Consider the following 17308-nt stretch of genomic DNA (forward strand, 5'->3'; position numbering starts at 1 on the left):
TCCTAGGGACACATTACTCTTAAGAATATCCTATTCAGCTTGCAGCAGCGCAGCTTGTGCATACGCTGCTGTTATAAATGAATGTAGTTCTTAACCACCGGTTACCTGGTTCATCAGTCGGTATACAGATACCAGCGCCGGACGAGAGGTATTCTCTTCCACTGCTTTTTGAGCCAAGGAAGAACATAGTAATCCAGGCTGAACACGGTGCCGGAACCGCCGATGCAGGCAATCGCTGCCCCAACATACCAGAGCATTTCTGTTGCTGCCATCTTGGTGGTCCAGATCATAACCGCCATACCTATCGTGGCTATAGCAGAGATAGCTGTGAACAGACCGACGATCAGCATTACACCGAAGACGATCTCGGCACATACCATACCGATTTGGAACCATTTGGCGAGGAAGGTGTAAGAACCATCCGGGTTATAGAACATGAGATCCATGAACCAGTTAGAGATATCATAAATGAAGCCTGGAACCGGAAGAGCCGATACAGCTTCTTTGGCAGTGGATACTGCGGAAGCGGCAGATTGGGCATCTACGGTAGTTTTGACTGCATCCACAGCCTGACTTGCTGCCGATGTGGCGTCTGCATAAGGAGCCGCAGGAATCAGGAAAATCTTATTCGGATCAACCCAGATTTTGCGGATCTTCTCTATACCTTCATATAACCACATTCCCCCAAGGAGCATACGGAGTGGAACGAGCCAGAAGTTCGGCGAGCGCTTGGAGAAGTAACCGCCGACGAAGCTCTTGCGGTTCTCAACATGGAAGAACTCGTGCATCATGTAGGTCCAGACCTTGTTGAAGCCTACAACCTGTGACAGATAGAACATATTGATGAAATGTTTGGACAACATAGCCATGAAGCCGGTCAGCATGAAGAACTTGCCTGGAAGACCGACGTTCGCTACACCGTAGCGGCTGCCGATCGAAACCATGGTGCCGTGGAAGCCTGGTTTGTATGCTTTTTTAGGCGTACCCTTGATATCGGCAGTGATATTGCCTGCGATAACCGGAGCCGCTTGTTCAGCATTCTCAACCATTTGCGGAACTGGACGTTCTTCGCCTTCAGGGATGAAGAAGATGTTATCCCCTACAACATACACATTCTTATGGTCAACACTTTCTAGGTGTTCATTGGTAACAATACGTTTACGGCCTTGCTGCTGAACATCAAGGTTGCCGACGATTTCGGAGCCTTCAACACCGGCTGTCCAGACGATTGTCTGTGCATCCACGATGTTCTTCTCGCCGAGGGCAACAGAGCCTGCGCCTACTTCGGTGATTTTGGCGCCTGTAACAATTTCTACCTTCAGCTTGCGCAGACGGGCTTCGGCTTTCTGAATCAGCTTATCCGGCAGGATAGGCAGAATCTTCGGAGCCATATCAGCCACAACCAATCTAACCTCAGAAGGATCAATGAAGAATTCCTTGCAGAGCTCCTCGCGCTGCTCGGCCATTTCACCTACAAGCTCAACGCCGGTAAAGCCGGCACCGATGATTACGAAGGTCAGCATAGCGCGGCGTGTAGCCGGGTTCTTTTCCTTCGCAGCTTTGGTGTACATGTCGCGGATTTGACGCTTCAAGGCAACTGCATCATCGTAGGACCAGAAGGAGAAGGTGTTCTCTTCTGCTCCGGGGATTCCGAAGAAGGTTGGCTTGCTTCCTGTGCCGATGACCAGATAATCATAAGCATAAGTGGCTTTGTCGGACTTCAGCTTCTTGTTCTTGAAATCAATGTTGCTGATTTCGTCCAGAACAACATCTACCTTCAGGCCGGCAAAGATTTTCTTCAAGTCAATTTTGATCGAATCCTCAGGTGCGCGATTCGCAGAAACCTCATGCAGCTCAGTCAAAAGAGTGTGGTATGGATTTCGGTCGATCAGTTTGATTTCTACATCTTTGTCGTTCTTAAATTTCTTTGCCAGTTTCTTAGCCGTGAGTACGCCGCCGTAGCCGCCGCCCAAAATGACTATTTTCTTCAAGAGAAACTCACCTCATTCATCTGATTAGCTGCAAAAGGGTAGCGAATAATTATTTCGCGCCTTCGAGTGCTTTTTGTGCAAGTGTGAAATATTCACCAACGTGGATGGATACGCCGGAGATTGCATCTGTTTTACCTTCAGCATCCAGAGTAGGAGCTACGCCTTTGTTCTCAAGGAAGTATTTCTCGGCAAGGGCGATTTCTTCATGCCATTCAGCAGCAGCGCCGCCGGCTTTCATGCCGTATTTGCCATCTACAGAATATTGTTTCTTATCGTCGCCTGCAGCATTCACACCGCTGAAATTAACAGCTACAACGTTGCCGTTAGCAACAGAGAGAGCTACTGTGGACTTCCAGCCGGATTTAGCATCCATTTCACCTTCAGCAGTATATCCGCCATCTTTGTATGGGCCTGCTTGTGCAGGGCCGGCAGCAAGTGCAGCCTGAGCCGCGCCAACGAAATCACTAACGTGTACGGATACACCGGAGATTGCATCTGTTTTGCCTTCAGCATTTACAGTGAGAGCAGCAGGATCTTGTTTTTCAATCAGGTAGGCTTCAGCAAGAGCAGCCTGTTCATGCCATTCGGACTTCGCTCCGCCGATTTTTACCAGGCCGTAGTTGCCGTCTTCAGATACTTTTTTCTTTAAATCGCCCGCTTTTTTAACATTGAAAGCATTCCAGTCAGCTTTGGTGATTTTGCCGCCTTCTACAGTCAGTTGTGTAAAGGTCTGCCAGCCAGTCTCTGGATCGGCATCCACTGTACCGTAGTAGGTTCCGTCCTGGTACTTGCCTGTTTCGGCTGCAGGTGCAGTAGTTGCTTCAGTTGCAGCAGTAGCAGTTGCTACAGGTGCTGTTGTTGCAGCAGCGTTCTCTGCTTTGTTGCTGTTGCCACAACCTGCGAGTAAAGTACCCAATACCAGAGCGCTCGACAAGATTACAGAAGCTTTTTTCATTTTGATATGACCTCCAAGAAAATAGTTTAAAATATATATATTAAAATGTAAAACATTTTAATAGCGGTGGAAGTGATAAAAATCACTTTATAAATGATAAATGTCACTTTCATCTCGGTCTTAAGTCCCTTTTTGTAGCAGGCATACGACATATATCGGCAGGCAATAAGAAAAAATTGAATCAAATCGTTTCTTGTTCGATGGCATTTTAGCACAAGCTATGGAACTATCATGTGAAAATAATCACTTAAATCATAAATAAATTTACTTCTGAAGTATATCAAATTTTAAGATAGTTGAATAGCTTTTTAAAAAGACTTTTATGTGACAAAAGTTGAGTTATTCTGCATGGTTTCATGCAATTGCAGGTGCAGCCCCTGCACAGCCTGGAGATTCAGCCAAAAGTCATGGGGGTAATAGTTCACAAGCAATTATAAGCTTTCGCCAGACATTAAATAGACAACTAAGGAGATGAGCTTGTAGTGGATAACAATGTGATCAAAGGTAAATGGCTGCAGATTAAAGGTGAAGCCAAGAAGCAATGGGGCAAGCTGACAGATGACGATCTGGATATCATCGATGGTGAAAAAGACAAGCTGGTAGGCAAGCTGCAGGAGCGTTACGGCCATTCCAAGGATGAAGCCGAAGCGGAGTACCATAAATGGGAGTCCTCCCACCGCAGCTAATCAGCAGTTAACGATAAGCAGGGCAAGGAAAGAGCGCAAATCGTATCTGATTTGCGCTTTTTTGCTGTCTCCCGGACATTCCGCAGCCATCACTCTCATACATATACATATGCAATAGCCCTCACGCTTCATGTTTTTCATTCCTCCAGTATGATACTATAAATATTATTGTGAACTTATTTTCGCTGCAGGAGTGAAGCCATGGAATATGTCAAAATCTTTTTTGTGAATACAGCTTTACTAATCACTCTGTCGTATCTGGCGAATCTAATATACAAGTACACTGTAACCCACGCATCCGAGCCTGTAAAAAGAGTAAGCTGGGTGCTGCTCGCGGTCTTTGCAGGGTGGATCAGCACCTTTTTCGGCTACAGACTGCATGAGCATGTCATTTTTGACCTGCGGTATGTACCGCTGATCATCTCTACACTGGCTTACCCCCAGCCCTTGGTTCTGATTATCATCGGAATCGCCACCGGGCTTACGCGCCTGACCTTTGGAGTGAACGAGGCAGCGCTGGTAGGCGTGCTGAATCTGACTATCCTGGGCTTTGTCTGTGCCGCGCTAAGCGTATGGATGAAGCGTTCGTCTTCGTCGGTGATGTATAAGGGGATTGCTACTATTCTGGTAGTCAATGTAGTGAATGTGCTGAATATTGCCGTATTTGGGGTCATTCCCACACATGATTACATAACGAAGATTCTGCCGGTTACCTTTCCCGCAGGCCTTGTCCTCAGTGCGTTGTTCGCGCTGATTATCCGCGATTTCCATCTGGACCTGATGCGTACAGGACAGATCATTAGAGCGAATAAGCTGTTGTCCGAGCAGACGGAGGAGCTGCATAAGAATAAAATTGTGCTCGAGGAAAGAGCCAAACAGCTCATGCTCGCCTCACAGTTCAAATCGGAGTTCCTGGCGAACATGTCCCATGAACTAAGAACCCCGCTGAACAGCATTATCAACCTGTCTCAGATGATTGAAGAAGGCGATGAGTCCCTGAGTGCGGAGGAGCTTGCTGAATATGGCGGGATCATTCACCGCTCCGGGGAGGATCTCCTGTCGCTCATCAATGATATTCTCGATCTGTCCAAGGTGGAGGCAGGGAAGCTGGATATTATTATAGAGGATTTAAATACCAGCGAGGTCCCTGATCTGCTCGTCCAGCAGTTCGGCGTTTTAGCCAGACAGAAGCAGCTCACCTTCAGTGTCTCCCTGGACGAAGGGGTGCCTGCGGTAATCTACACGGACCCCCAGCGGGTGCAGCAGATTCTGCGCAATCTGCTCTCGAATGCGTTCAAGTTCACGATGACTGGCGGGGTCACTATGAATATCCGTGTAGTGGAACGTCAGGAGGGGGCTGCTGCACAGAAGTGGATTGCCTTTGAGGTGCAGGATACCGGAATCGGCATTCCCCCGGAGAAGCATGATCTGATCTTCGAGGCCTTTGAACAGGCGGATATCAATGTCAGCCGCAAGTATGGCGGTACGGGGCTGGGCCTGTCTATCAGCAATGATCTGGCCAGGCTCCTGGGCGGCTTCATTACCCTGCATAGCCGCGAAGGCCAGGGCAGTATATTCTCCTTATATTTACCACTGCATTCAGGCGCGTCCGTATAATCCCCGCAGCTCCAACTTTATTTGTGATTTCGGTGTATTGACAGGAACCTGGTGCTGAGTAGAATGAAGCAAAAGCCGCATCAAAGGAGAGTCAACACCCCATGAACATCATGAGAAGCCAGCCGCTGCGGAACCGTTCCAAGGATTTGCGCAAGGCCTCCGTACACCGCAAGAATCTGCAGATCGCTACCTTTGAGGGGATACCATCCACCATATTCCAGGTGCTGCTGCAAGGCCAATTTCTTACAGGATTTTTGTTATACCTGGGTGCCAGCTCCAGTCAGATCGGATTTGTCCTCGCGCTTACTACGCTGGTGAACGTCGCACAGATCGGTGTGGCTTTCCTGATTCAGAAGCTGCCGAGCCGCAAGTGGGCGCTCGTGACTTTTATTGGCTTACACCGGCTGTTGTGGGGATCTACGGGCCTGGTTCCGTTTATTTTTCCGCAAGAACACTGGGTTACTGCCTTCATCGTACTATATACCATTGCCTTTATTGCCAACACTGCCGGCGGTGTGCTCTGGAATTCGGTCATCAGTGACCTGGTGCCTGCAAGGGTCCGGGGCCGGTATTTCGGTATTCGCAATACGTTCCTTAATGCGCTGGGAAGCCTGGTGATGTACGGAGGCGGTATTATTCTTGACCGTTATCCGGGCGGACACGGATTCCTTATCCTGTATATTGTAGTGTGGATTTTCTCGATCTCGAATATTGTGGTGTTCTTCTTCTACCCGGATGTGCCGTTTGAGAAATCGGAAGAGAAGGCCTTCCTGCCGATGCTCAGGAAGCCGCTTCAGGACAAGCTGTTCATGAAATCCACACTGTTCCTGTCTGCTTGGCTGCTGCTGCAGAACCTGACCGTGCCGCTGTATTCCTATGTCATGCTGCAGCTGTTGAATATCAATTATGAGAAGCTGTCCCTGCTGAATGTCGCGCAGACGGTCTTCATGATGGCCAGCTTCTATGTATGGGGCAATCTGAACGCCAGGCACAGCAACAAGAAGCTGCTGCTGTGGACGCTGCCGATTATCGCGGTCTCTTCCCTGATCTGGGGACTCTTGTCTGTGCTGCCGATGCTTCCGGTATTATTTGCGGCCCATATTGTGTTCGGCGTGGGTGTGGGAGGCTTCAACCAGCTCGCCTTCAACTTCATTATTGGCGATACGCCTAAGCGCGAACGGCCGATGTATATGGCGATGTATGCGGCGCTTACCGGTCTGGCGGCCTTCTTCGGCCCGCTGCTGGGTGGCCGTATCTATGAATGGATTAAGGAATGGCCCCAGTGGATGCAGATCTACGGCATGCAGTTAGTGGTAGGCGTGCTGATGATTCTGCTGGCACTGCTGCTGGGCCGCCGTATTCTGCGGGATGAATAAGGAGGAATAGAAGGAGGCTATTTCGGTGACAAGAATTGCACTGGTACTGGGAGCTACAGGGCTGGTCGGCAGTGCGCTGACCCGGGACCTGCTGGGTGGGAATTGGGACGAGGTCCGTGTACTGGTCCGCCGTCCTCTTGCCCTTGAGCATCCGAAGCTGAGACAGATTCAAGTGGATTGGGACCGGCTTGAGCAATACAGCGAGCAATTCGCCGGTGTATATGCAGTATTCTGCTGCCTGGGAACGACGATTAAGCAGGCGGGCTCGCAGGAGCAGTTCGAACGGGTGGACCTGGAGTATCCGCTTGCGGCTGCGGCCCTGGCCAAAGAGCATAACGTGAAGCAGTTCCTGGCCGTGTCCTCTATGGGAGCCAGCGCCAAATCGCGCACCTTCTATAGCCGGATCAAGGGGCGGACGGAGGAGGGCTTGATTGCTGCCGGATTCCACGGCCTGCATCTGTTCCGGCCTTCGCTGCTGCTGGGTGACCGGGCAGAATTCAGGCTGGGGGAACGCGCCGCGGCTGTGCTGATGAAGGCGCTGGATTTCGCCATGATCGGCAAGGCTGCGAAGTTCCGGGCCATACCGGCCGCCACGGTAGCGCGGGCGATGATGAACATTGCCTTGGCCGATACAGGCGGCGTTCATATCTACACCAATGAGGTCATTCATGTGATCGGCAAGCATTAGAGGGGCAGCAGGGTTTGCAAACTGCAGACCCCAGGATTTACAATAAACATACGATTAGAATGTACATAGCGGTCTACAGGCCGCGTACAGCATGCAGGAGGCGTTCACTATGACCAAAAAACAAGTAGCTACAAAGAAAGCTCCAGGAGCGATCGGCCCTTACAGCCAGGCCATTGTTGCCGGCAACTGGGTCTACACTTCAGGCCAGCTGGGAATGGACCCGGAGACGGCGGAACTGCCGGGCAGTGTGCAGGAGCAGGCACGCCAGTCGCTTAACAATGTGAAGGCCATCCTGGAAGAGGCCGGAGCATCAATGGATCAGGTGGTGAAGACAACCGTGTATCTGAAGGATATGAATGATTTCGCGGCGGTTAACGAGGTGTATAGCACCTTCTTCACCGAGCCTTACCCGGCCCGCAGTGCCGTTGAGGTAGCCCGTCTGCCGAAGGACGCGCTGGTCGAGATCGAAGCGGTAGCACGCAAGAAATAAGCCAGGCCGGATGCATCCGGTAAGGGCATAGTACAACGAAATCCCCCGCACGTGAATCACCCGTGCGGGGGATTTGGCGTGCCAATATAAGCGAATCTGCATAGATTGAACTTGAATCAAAACTTCTCTGGAGTCACGGCTAATCCTAAAATAGAAAACCATTAGTTCAATTTATTTAGTATCTGCTGCGGGAACGGCGCGGAGTCAGTAGCAGCCAGATACTGTAGAGCAAGAGAAGTCCTGCTGCAATCAGACCGGTGAAATACACCTCATTCGTGTCCTTATGCTCGATAGCAATGGCGATATAGGCCCAGACGAAGACGAGCGGATAGATGCTGTCCCGGTACGGGAAGCTTACCAGCACAGCGAGCACAGCACCGACGCAGAGCATGATGACGGCCCAGAACGGGCCGCTGAGTCCGAAGCCTCCCCAGTCGTTCTTCACCAGCACAACGCTGACATTGACGATGGTGGCTACCGAGATCCAGCCGAGGTAGAGGCTGAACGGCAGCTTCACGAGCCATTTCTCGCCTGTCGTGGGATCTGCGATGAAGCGGGTTTTGCGGTAAATGACGATCAGGGAGAGCAGCAGAAGCACCATCGCCACCAGCGACAGCTCAATGTACAGGTAATGCCAGAGGAGCAGCCAGCCCATATTGAAGAGACAGCTGAGCATGAACCAAATTCCGATCCGCTGGACGGAATCCCTGCCCCCGGTATCGCTGCGGAACTGATAAATAATGAATCCGGCCAGCAGCAGATAGATCAGGGACCAGATGGAAAAAGCATATCCGGCCGGTGTGAGGTACGTATGATACCTGTCCGAGATTTCGGCGGTGCTGTTCCCGCCAAGCGGCAGGACGACCGAAAGGGTATTGACGGCAATGACGCCGAGGAAGAGCAGTAAATTCCCCCACTTATAAGGATTAGTTCTAGTCATATGACCACTCCCTAACTTGTTTGATAACTACGTTTTGGCCTTGGCCTATATAGAATATACCCGCTGTGGCGGCAATTCAGACTAATCCGGCAAAAAAATGACCAATTGGTCATAAGAATCGCGGATAGTATTCCTTAGGCCCGGGGTAATATGTAGTCAAGAAGTAGATCAGCAAGCAGCGAAGGGAGAGAAGATTCATGGAGAGCAGTGAGGCGATACGCCCCGAGAAGATGGGGCCGATGGTGATGAAGGAGACCTGGAACACGCCGGGCAGCGTGGTGTCCTGGGAACGCTCCGAGAATATCTACATCGTCCGGGGGGAATGCGCCGGGATGGCTTTTATCTTCCTGAGCGATGATATGTTCCGGATGAAGGTCTTCCATAGCAAGGTACCGGACCTAACCACCTCGGAGGCTGTGCTGAAGGAGTGCTGTATTCCGCATCTGTTTCCGGTAGAGGAGACGGAGGAGCAGCTCATTTTTTCTACAGGCGCCATCCGGCTGATTATTGAGAAGGCCTCGTTTCTGCTCCGTGTGGAGAATACATCCGGGAAGGTGATCATGCAGCAGAATCTGGCGAGCTGGAACCCGCGCGGCGCAAGCCATGCGGAATATGATATGCAGCCGGACTCGCATTTCTACGGACTGGGTGAGAAATCGAGCTTCCTGGACAAACGCGGGGAGCGTTATACGAACTGGAACACCGATGTGTTCGCCCCTCATCTGCCGGAGATTGAAGCGCTCTATGAGTCGATACCGCTCATTATCCACATGCACGGTGACCTCTCCTACGGGCTGTTTCTGGATAATACGGGCCGGAGTGATTTCGACATGCGCTCGCACGGCGTTGCTTTTACCATTGGCTGTTCTACGGGAGCGTACGATATCTATTTCATTAATGGGCCCGAGATGAAGGATGTCGTCCGAAGATACACCACGCTCACCGGCCGGATCGCACTTCCGCCCAAGTGGGCGCTCGGTTATCACCAGTCCCGCTACAGTTACATGAATCAGCAGGAGGTGCTGCAGCTGGCCAAGACCTTCCGTGAGAAGAACATCCCATGCGATGTGATCTATCTGGATATCCACTATATGGACGAGTACCGCGTATTCACCTTCGACCCTGTCAACTTCCCTGATCCGCAGAAAATGATCTCGGAGCTTGCGGAGCTGGGTGTGCGCATTGTCCCGATTGTAGATCCCGGCGTCAAAAAAGACCCCAAATACGAGGTGTATAAGCAAGGGGTGCTGGAGAAGCATTTCTGCCGCCGCCTGGAGGGCGATATTTTCTTCGGTGAGGTGTGGCCGGGGATCAGTGCCTTTCCTGATTTCAGCGACAGCCGGACCGCCGAGTGGTGGGGAGATCTGCACAAATACTACACAGAGCTTGGCATTCAGGGTATCTGGAACGATATGAACGAGCCTGCGGTCTTCAATGAGACCAAGACGATGGATCTTGATGTGATGCATTTCAACAACGGGCGGCCGGTGACGCATGAGGAATACCATAACCTGTACGGGATGATGATGTCCAAAGCGACCTATGAAGGGCTGGCCGAGCATATGGGGGGTGAGCGTCCCTTTGTGCTGACCCGTGCCGGGTATGCGGGCATCCAGCGCTATGCAGCCGTATGGACCGGCGATAACCGCAGCTTCTGGGAGCACATGGCGATGGCGATGCCGATGGTGCTCAACATGGGGCTGTCCGGGCTGGCCTTCTCGGGACCGGATATCGGCGGGTTTGCCCATCATACGTCGGCGCAGCTGCTGGTGCGGTGGACGCAGATGGGCGTCTTTTTCCCATACTGCCGCAATCACTCCTCCATCGGGACGCTGCGCCAGGAGCCGTGGTCCTTCGGGGAAGAGGTGGAAGGGATTCTGCGTGAATTCATCGGGCTGAGGTACCGCTGGATGCCGCATTTATATAATCTTTTTCATGAAGCGGAGAAGAGTGGTCTGCCTGTCATCCGTCCGCTGGTGCTCGAATATCCGCGTGATCCGCATGTCAGTAACCTGTGCGACCAGTTCCTGCTGGGTGAAAATGTGCTAATTGCCCCGGTCTACCGCCCGGATACGGATCACCGCTCCGTCTATCTGCCGGAAGGCTGCTGGCTGGATTATTGGGATGGGGAGATCCATGAAGGCGGACGGCATATTCTTGCGGCTGCACCGCTGCACATCATGCCGATGTATGTGAAGGCCGGCAGCTTCGTGGCCGAAGGCCCGCTGAGACAGTATGCGCTGGAGGACACGGAGGAGACGATCATCTTCCACCTCTACGGGGCGGAAGCGGCTGCGGGCTTCTCTTCGTCCTTCAAGCTGTACGAGGATGATGGCCACAGCTTCAGCTACCGCAATGGGCAGTATACGGAGCTTGCCGTGCAGGCCGAAGGCGGGGAAGGTCTGCTTGCACTGAAGTGGGCGTATGCGGTGCATGATTACAAGCCGCGCCGGGAGACGCTCCGCTTCGCGCTCTGCTATCCGTTCTTCACTGTCGCTGCGGTGGAGGGACTGGCAGAGATTAGCCTGGAGCAGCTGAATGAGGGGGCGCTGGGCTGGGCCCGGAACGGCAAGAACGGCGCGATCATCGTTCAGGTAGCGGATGCTGCCGGGGGCGGGGAGCTGCGGATTCTGGCAGGTACGGATTAGAGGGCAGGTAGCTGTAGCCCATAAGATTTTGGTAGTCCAGTACGAGTTGCTGCACAGGATTTCAAGACCGGCTAGCCTGGAGAGGGCGGGCCGGTTCTTTATGCTGCAACGCTATCTGGACAGTAATCGCCTGATCTGAACAACAATCTGCTGAAAATCACAGAAAATGTGCAGAAAAGTTTTTAAATATAGGCTTTTTCGTATAAGATGAAGGGATGAAGAAAAAGTTGCAGCAGATAACGTAACAGGAAGGCTGTACGGCTAGAGCTATTACTGCCGGTGCAGCTTCATAATATATTTCTCGCGCAGCAGGAGGCAGTCTTCCGGATTGGAAGGGCTGCTCTTGCTGTTTGCTCAAAAGAATGGAGATTAACCAACAATGATTAAGCATCTGTATGCAATATGGTTAGGGGACGTATTATTCTGCTTCTCGGGCGAAACCTCCGAGCCGAAGGTGGACGCATGGACACGCGTGATCAAACGGCTGGAGCTCCGCAGCGGCTGGCGTCCTTTTGCGGGTGCTGCACTGCGGCTGGCGGAAGTGAAGTATCCTGCGGCCGCCGCCGTGGAGGGCAAACCGGCGCGGCGCGGACTGCCCGGACGCACGCTGGAAGGACTGGCGCTGTCGCCGAAGGATGCCTTCGAGCTGCTGCTGGCCTGGGATGAGCAGGCCAGCCGTGCCCAGGGCATTGAACCCGGGGGGGAGCTGCGCTACTGGTCGGCAGCCGCCCGCTTCGCGCTGGAGCTGATGGGCAAGGGCGGGATTGTGCCCGGCGCCCAGCCGCCGCGCAAGGTCGGCTCGCGTCGGCGCGGCGGCGAACAGGCCGCTGCCGTATGCTGGTCGCCGGCGTTCCGGGAAGAGGCGGATAAGGAGTTCTTCCTGCAGATGGCGGCTTCTATGCCGGTGCTTGCACTTGGCACGCACGTAGCCGAGGAAGGCGACCTGTCCTCGCGCGAGGAAGCGGGAGGATATGTGCTGTATTCCTTCTTGCAGGCAGTCATGACCGCCGAGATCAAGAATGTGGTTGCCGCCCATGAGAGCGCGCTGTCGCAGTATAAGGCCAATTACCGCCGCGGCTATTCTCCGCTGACGGAGCTGTGGTGGAACAGTCTGCTCACGGGCAGCCGGGATATCCCCGTGCAGGGGACTCCAGCTGAGGTAACGGAGCTGCTGGCAGTGGTGAACGAGACGGCGGGCCATGAGGTGCCGCATTTCGAGACCGAGGAGGCCCGCAGCGGACAGCTAAGCCTGGGCCTGCGGCTGGAGCCGCCGGCGGAGGAGAGCGAGCTGTGGCAGCTGACCTTCTGGGCGGAGAGCCGGGAGGAGGGGGAATTCTGGATTCCGGCGGAAGCGGTCTGGAGCAGCAGGGAGCGGGAATTCACTCTATGGGGCAAGCGTTACCGCAATATTCAGCAGCAGCTGCTGGCTGCGCTGGGACGGGCGGCGAAGAGTTCGCCGGACATCCGGCGCTCGCTGGCAGAACCGGCCCCGCGCGGGATTGAGCTGCCGCCGGAGCGGCTGTATTTCTTCCTGAAGGAGAGCGTGCAGCAGCTGCGTGAACGGGGAATTACCGTGCAGATGCCTTCGCGCTGGAGCAAGGAGGGACGTCGGCGGATCGGCATGAGAATGAAGATGCAGCTCCCGGCGGGTGTAGCGGATGGCCCGGTGCAGTCTGCGCTGGGTATGGAAGAGCTGATCTCTTTCCGTATTGAAGCCTCTCTGGGAGATTCAGACATCACAGAGGAGGAACTGAATGCCCTGGTGGAAGCAGGCGTGCCATTTGTGCGCTTCCGGGGAGAATGGATTGAAGTGGACCCGAAGGAAGTTCGTCAGGTCCTGAGATATATTAAGCGTGGCGAGAGCGGAGAGATGACGGCGGCCGACTGGATGCGCCTGGAGGCTGAAGATGGTGAAGAGCGGCTGTGGAAGGGCATGTCGGTTACCGGCATGGAGACCTCTGGCCTGCTGGCCTCCCTCATGCACGGCGATGTGCTGCGCGGGATGCCGCTGCGTCCGGTGCCGGAGGATCTGAACGGAACGCTGCGGCCATATCAGGAGCGGGGTTATCAGTGGCTTACGGCACTCAGCAATCTCGGCTTCGGCGTCTGCCTGGCTGATGACATGGGCCTCGGCAAAACCGTGCAGGTCATCACCTGCCTGCTCGACCGGGCGCTGAATGCCCCGCCGGGCGAGAAGCAGGAGCCTGTGCTGATCCTCTGCCCGACCTCGCTGCTGGGCAACTGGCAGCGGGAATTGCAGCGCTTCGCCCCTTCGCTTAGCTTGCATATTCACCATGGAGGGCGGCGGGTGCGCGGCGAAGGATTCAAGGAACTGGCGGCCAGCCATGAGATTGTGCTAACTACCTACCATCTGGCGGGCCGGGACAGCGAGGATCTGGCCGGGGTACGCTGGTCCACGGTTGTGCTGGATGAAGCGCAATACATCAAGAATCACCGCACCAAGCAGGCGCAGAGCGTCATGAAGCTGAGCGCGCCGCACCGGATCGCAATGACCGGGACTCCGGTGGAGAACCGGCTGGGTGAGCTGTGGTCGATTTTTCACTTCCTCAACCCTGGCTATCTGGGGACGTATCATTCCTTCCGCCAGCGTTATGTGTCGGGAGAGGGCGGCGAACGGCTGCGTGAGCTGCACCGGCTGGTCTCGCCCTTCCTGCTGCGGCGTCTCAAGAGCGACCCGGATATCTCGAAGGATCTGCCGGAGAAGCTTGAGCTGAAGTCTTATTGTCCGCTTACGGAGACCCAGGCCGCGCTGTATCAGGGGGTTGTGGATGAGATGCTAGGCGTCATCGGCGAGCGTTCGGGCATGGCCCGGCGGGGGCTGGTGCTGTCTTCCCTCACCAAGCTGAAGCAGATCTGCGATCATCCCCAGCTGTTCCGCAAGGACGAGGGACGGAGCCTGCGCAGTGAGCCTTCCGGCAAAATGGATGTCATGTTCGAGGTGCTCGACAGCATCTCCGAGCTTGGCGAATCGGCGCTGATCTTCACCCAGTATGTGGCGATGGGCGAGCTGCTGGTCAGCCGGCTGGCCAGACGATACGGGCAGACACCGCTGTTCCTGCATGGCGGCATCTCGAAGCGCGAGCGCGACGAGATGGTGCATGCTTTTCAAGAGGGGGACGGTCCGGCTTTCTTCGTTCTGTCGCTTAAGGCGGGAGGCGTAGGCCTCAATCTGACACGGGCGAATCATGTGCTGCATTATGACCGCTGGTGGAACCCGGCTGTAGAGAATCAGGCGACGGACCGCGCCTTCCGGATTGGACAGCACAAGAATGTGCAGGTGCATAAGCTGATCTGCCAGGGGACGCTGGAGGAGAGAATCGACGAACTGATTGAACGTAAAAGGAGCCTGTCCGAGCAGGTCGTTGGCTCCGGTGAGAACTGGTTAACCGAGATGTCTAACCATGAGCTCAAAGAGCTGATTGAACTCCAGGGACAGGACTGGATGTAAACAGGGCAATAGATTGTAAGGCAGAAGGAGGCAACATCTATGAATGAGCTGCTGGAGCTGCGGCTGGAGGTGCTGCCCGGGGTCATTAAGGCCACCGGGAGTGTGGGGCCTGCTGCTGAAGGGGCAGACAGACGCAGCAGCAAAGCCGGAGCAGAGATAGAAAAGCAAGGGGAACAGGGCCAGCGGGCGGTTGTTACTCTGCGTATTCCGCAGTGGACACCCGCCCGGAAGAATGAAGTGCTGCATCAGCTCGCTGCGCATCCGGGCGAATTGTATGATCTGCTGCAGGGCAGCCTGAATGGCGGGCTTGCTGCGCTGGAGCTGCTGCCTGTAGATGACGAGCTGAGGCTGGCTGCAGAGGAACAGGGCACGGGTCTGCTGCCTGCTGAGGAGTTGGTGCAGCGGGTCCGGCAGCAGCTGACCCAGGAGCCGCTGCTTGCGTTCGCCCTGCGCGGACTGTCCAAGGAAGAGCTGCTCTCCGGCGTATTCGCCCTGTGGGCGGAGCGGGAGAACGAGCGGAGCGCTGAAGAAGACGCGCCTGCGTCTGTGTCGCTCGCGTCCGAGCTGGCCCGGTTGGAGCGCAAGGGTCCGGCCGTATCCTCTGGAGAGTGGCTGGCCGAGGCAGCGGCTGAAGGCTCTCTGCATCAACCGGGGCCGCTGTTTCACGAGATCTCCTCACGTCCGTTTCCGGCTATGCCTGAGGTAATGGAGCCGGAGGAGGATTGGAGCGCACTCCTGCCACAGACACCCAAGGCGCGTGAAGGGCTTGCGCTGCTGATGCGCCGGGTCTCGGAAGCCGCCGCGAAGCGTGCGGCGGGCTTGAATAAGCTTTAGCTGCGCGGGGCGTGAGATGGACCTAAGTAAGCTGTAGGTGCATGGGTTCGTGAGGTGGGCTTGAGTAAGCTGTAGGTGCATGGGTTCGTGAGTAGGGGCTTGAGTAAGCTCCGGGTTGCACGGATAATAAGTGCGGTGGGATTGAAGGAGCTATAGGCTACAATGTTTGTGCGGCGACTAAAGCTGCTCTTTAAGTAATATAGAGTGTAAACTGGACCAACTGGTGGAATTGAATCGGATGCCGGGACACGAACGAACGTAAGAACTGATCTCACAAGTAATATTAGTTTTGTGAGCAGTGCGCCGGAGAGGATTGGGGATGGCTGCACGAGAATAAAGTGGATAAATCCCTCTGAATCGGCTGGAAGTCGGCGTGCGGACATTTAGCTACTATTCAGCAGGCGGGAATGAGGGGCAGAAGTGCTCCTGAATTGGCTCAAACCGTGCGGTGGGCGGGAATGAGGAGCAGAAGTGCTCCTGAATTGGCTCAAACCGTGCGGTAGGCGGGAATGAGAAGCAGAAGTGCTCCTGAATTGGCTCAAACCATGCGGTAGGCGGGAATGAGGAGCAGAAGTGCTCCTGAATTGGCCTAAACCGGGCGGTAGGCGGGAATGAGGAGCAGAAGAAGTGGCAGAAGTACACCTCATTCCCGCCCTGATTGCCACAAAGCAGCCAACAAATACAAAAGAGGAGCACAAAAGTGCCCCTCTTGTTGCCGGATGATGACCCGGCTGCTGTTATGTTGCCTTAAAAATATGTCTGTTCAGTTATGCAGCTGTAATGCGCGCTTAAGACTCGCTACCGCCGCTGCCTTCTGACAGCTCCAGAATCTCCCGGCGCAGGCGGAGCATCTTCTGGTCCAGCTCATCGGCAGCACGAGCGGCTTCCTTCAGCTCCTCGGCCACATGGGAGGGCAGCTGTTTGTCGAATTTATAGTAGAGAATATGCTCCATGCTGGCCCAGAAATCCATGGCTAACGTACGCAGCTGCATTTCTGCCTTCACCCAGCGGGTGCCATCAAGCAGTACCAGCGGTATAGCCACGATAAGGTGCAGGCTCTGGTAGCCGTTCGGCTTCGGGTGGGCAATATAATCCTTAATCTCAAGCACACGGATATCCTCGCGGGCGCACAGGTGGTCCACCAGCCGGTAGATATCCTTCACGAAGGCGCAGACAATCCGCATCCCCGCAATATCATGGATGTGCTGTTCCATATTATCCAGGTTAAGCTCATAGCCCTTACGCTGCATTTTTTGCACAATGCTCTTCGGTTCTTTGATCCGGCACTTCACATGCTCAATCGGGCTGAAGCCGTCACGCACCTGCCACTCGGTCCGGATGATATCGATTTTATTCTCAAGCTCATTCAGAGCATGACGGTACAGCGCCGGCAAAGCCTTGAAATTCTCAACCTGCTTGGCAAAATCCTCGTTAATCTGCCACTTCTGCATATCCTTCACATGGACCTGCAACTTGTTCAATGTTACTTGTGTACTATCATATTCTTCCACTGAAACTCTCCCGGTTTTCGTTATTTGTGACTGTAGACCATGAATGGATGACTACGGCAATCTTATACAGCGCTAGCTGCGGTTCTGATTCTATTTTAACCGA

Annotated in this window: 12 protein-coding genes; 8 read left to right on the forward strand and 4 right to left on the reverse strand. The window is 54.2% G+C overall.

Annotated elements, in window-relative coordinates; genetic code table 11:
• Positions 1-113: 113 nt before the first annotated feature.
• The gene (locus MKY86_RS00925; protein WP_076085375.1) at positions 114-1991 is read right to left on the reverse strand and encodes an FAD-dependent oxidoreductase; all 1878 of its coding nucleotides are present in this window, start codon (positions 1989-1991) and stop codon (positions 114-116) included.
• A 49-nt stretch (positions 1992-2040) separates the two neighbouring features.
• Entirely contained in the window at positions 2041-2946 is a 906-nt protein-coding gene (locus MKY86_RS00930; protein WP_036722123.1) for a hypothetical protein, read from the reverse strand.
• A 482-nt stretch (positions 2947-3428) separates the two neighbouring features.
• Here MKY86_RS00930 and MKY86_RS00935 point away from each other — a divergent pair, with 482 nt between their 5' ends.
• The 5 genes from MKY86_RS00935 to MKY86_RS00955 all read left to right on the forward strand — a co-directional run bounded on the left by MKY86_RS00935 (position 3429) and on the right by MKY86_RS00955 (position 7803).
• Positions 3429-3632: a CsbD family protein gene (locus tag MKY86_RS00935; protein ID WP_036695255.1), complete on the forward strand. Its 204-nt coding sequence runs from the start codon at positions 3429-3431 to the stop codon at positions 3630-3632.
• Between the two features lie 201 nt (positions 3633-3833).
• Entirely contained in the window at positions 3834-5249 is a 1416-nt protein-coding gene (locus tag MKY86_RS00940) for an ATP-binding protein (RefSeq protein ID WP_076085378.1), read from the forward strand.
• 101 nt (positions 5250-5350) lie between these two features.
• Positions 5351-6625, forward strand: coding sequence for an MFS transporter (locus tag MKY86_RS00945; RefSeq protein WP_076085381.1), 1275 nt, complete (start codon positions 5351-5353; stop codon positions 6623-6625).
• Between the two features lie 25 nt (positions 6626-6650).
• The gene (locus tag MKY86_RS00950) at positions 6651-7313 is read left to right on the forward strand and encodes an oxidoreductase (RefSeq protein WP_076085384.1); all 663 of its coding nucleotides are present in this window, start codon (positions 6651-6653) and stop codon (positions 7311-7313) included.
• Between the two features lie 109 nt (positions 7314-7422).
• Positions 7423-7803 (forward strand): RidA family protein, encoded by a 381-nt coding sequence (locus MKY86_RS00955; RefSeq protein ID WP_036722134.1) that lies wholly within the window; start codon positions 7423-7425, stop codon positions 7801-7803.
• Between the two features lie 175 nt (positions 7804-7978).
• On the opposite strand, the gene MKY86_RS00960 is transcribed toward MKY86_RS00955, so the two are convergent.
• The gene (locus tag MKY86_RS00960) at positions 7979-8743 is read right to left on the reverse strand and encodes a tryptophan-rich sensory protein (RefSeq protein ID WP_076085387.1); all 765 of its coding nucleotides are present in this window, start codon (positions 8741-8743) and stop codon (positions 7979-7981) included.
• A 197-nt stretch (positions 8744-8940) separates the two neighbouring features.
• Between MKY86_RS00960 and MKY86_RS00965 the strand changes: the two genes are divergently transcribed.
• From MKY86_RS00965 to MKY86_RS00975, 3 genes are all read left to right on the forward strand, one after another.
• Positions 8941-11391 (forward strand): glycoside hydrolase family 31 protein, encoded by a 2451-nt coding sequence (locus tag MKY86_RS00965; RefSeq protein ID WP_076085390.1) that lies wholly within the window; start codon positions 8941-8943, stop codon positions 11389-11391.
• Positions 11392-11770: 379 nt separating this feature from the next.
• Positions 11771-14860 carry a DEAD/DEAH box helicase gene (locus MKY86_RS00970; protein ID WP_076085393.1) on the forward strand — a complete coding sequence of 1030 codons (3090 nt, stop codon included), beginning with the start codon at positions 11771-11773 and terminating at the stop codon, positions 14858-14860.
• A gap of 39 nt (positions 14861-14899) precedes the next feature.
• Positions 14900-15694 carry a hypothetical protein gene (locus MKY86_RS00975; RefSeq protein WP_076085396.1) on the forward strand — a complete coding sequence of 265 codons (795 nt, stop codon included), beginning with the start codon at positions 14900-14902 and terminating at the stop codon, positions 15692-15694.
• Between the two features lie 788 nt (positions 15695-16482).
• On the opposite strand, the gene MKY86_RS00980 is transcribed toward MKY86_RS00975, so the two are convergent.
• Positions 16483-17145 (reverse strand): GTP pyrophosphokinase, encoded by a 663-nt coding sequence (locus MKY86_RS00980; RefSeq protein ID WP_076085411.1) that lies wholly within the window; start codon positions 17143-17145, stop codon positions 16483-16485.
• Between the last annotated feature and the right edge of the window lie 163 nt (positions 17146-17308).

Origin of the sequence: Paenibacillus sp. FSL R7-0333 (genome assembly GCF_038000365.1) — a bacterium.
GTDB lineage: Bacteria > Bacillota > Bacilli > Paenibacillales > Paenibacillaceae > Paenibacillus_AQ > Paenibacillus_AQ silagei.

What these genes read in the sequence shown, in the direction of transcription:
- MKY86_RS00930 (WP_036722123.1), bottom strand. Translation starts at nt 2,946, where the DNA reads ATGAAAAAAGCTTCTGTAATCTTGTCGAGCGCTCTGGTATTGGGTACT.
- MKY86_RS00940 (WP_076085378.1), top strand. Translation starts at nt 3,834, where the DNA reads ATGGAATATGTCAAAATCTTTTTTGTGAATACAGCTTTACTAATCACT.
- MKY86_RS00945 (WP_076085381.1), top strand. Translation starts at nt 5,351, where the DNA reads ATGAACATCATGAGAAGCCAGCCGCTGCGGAACCGTTCCAAGGATTTG.
- MKY86_RS00955 (WP_036722134.1), top strand. Translation starts at nt 7,423, where the DNA reads ATGACCAAAAAACAAGTAGCTACAAAGAAAGCTCCAGGAGCGATCGGC.
- MKY86_RS00960 (WP_076085387.1), bottom strand. Translation starts at nt 8,743, where the DNA reads ATGACTAGAACTAATCCTTATAAGTGGGGGAATTTACTGCTCTTCCTC.
- MKY86_RS00965 (WP_076085390.1), top strand. Translation starts at nt 8,941, where the DNA reads ATGGAGAGCAGTGAGGCGATACGCCCCGAGAAGATGGGGCCGATGGTG.
- MKY86_RS00970 (WP_076085393.1), top strand. Translation starts at nt 11,771, where the DNA reads ATGATTAAGCATCTGTATGCAATATGGTTAGGGGACGTATTATTCTGC.
- MKY86_RS00975 (WP_076085396.1), top strand. Translation starts at nt 14,900, where the DNA reads ATGAATGAGCTGCTGGAGCTGCGGCTGGAGGTGCTGCCCGGGGTCATT.
- MKY86_RS00980 (WP_076085411.1), bottom strand. Translation starts at nt 17,145, where the DNA reads ATGCAGAAGTGGCAGATTAACGAGGATTTTGCCAAGCAGGTTGAGAAT.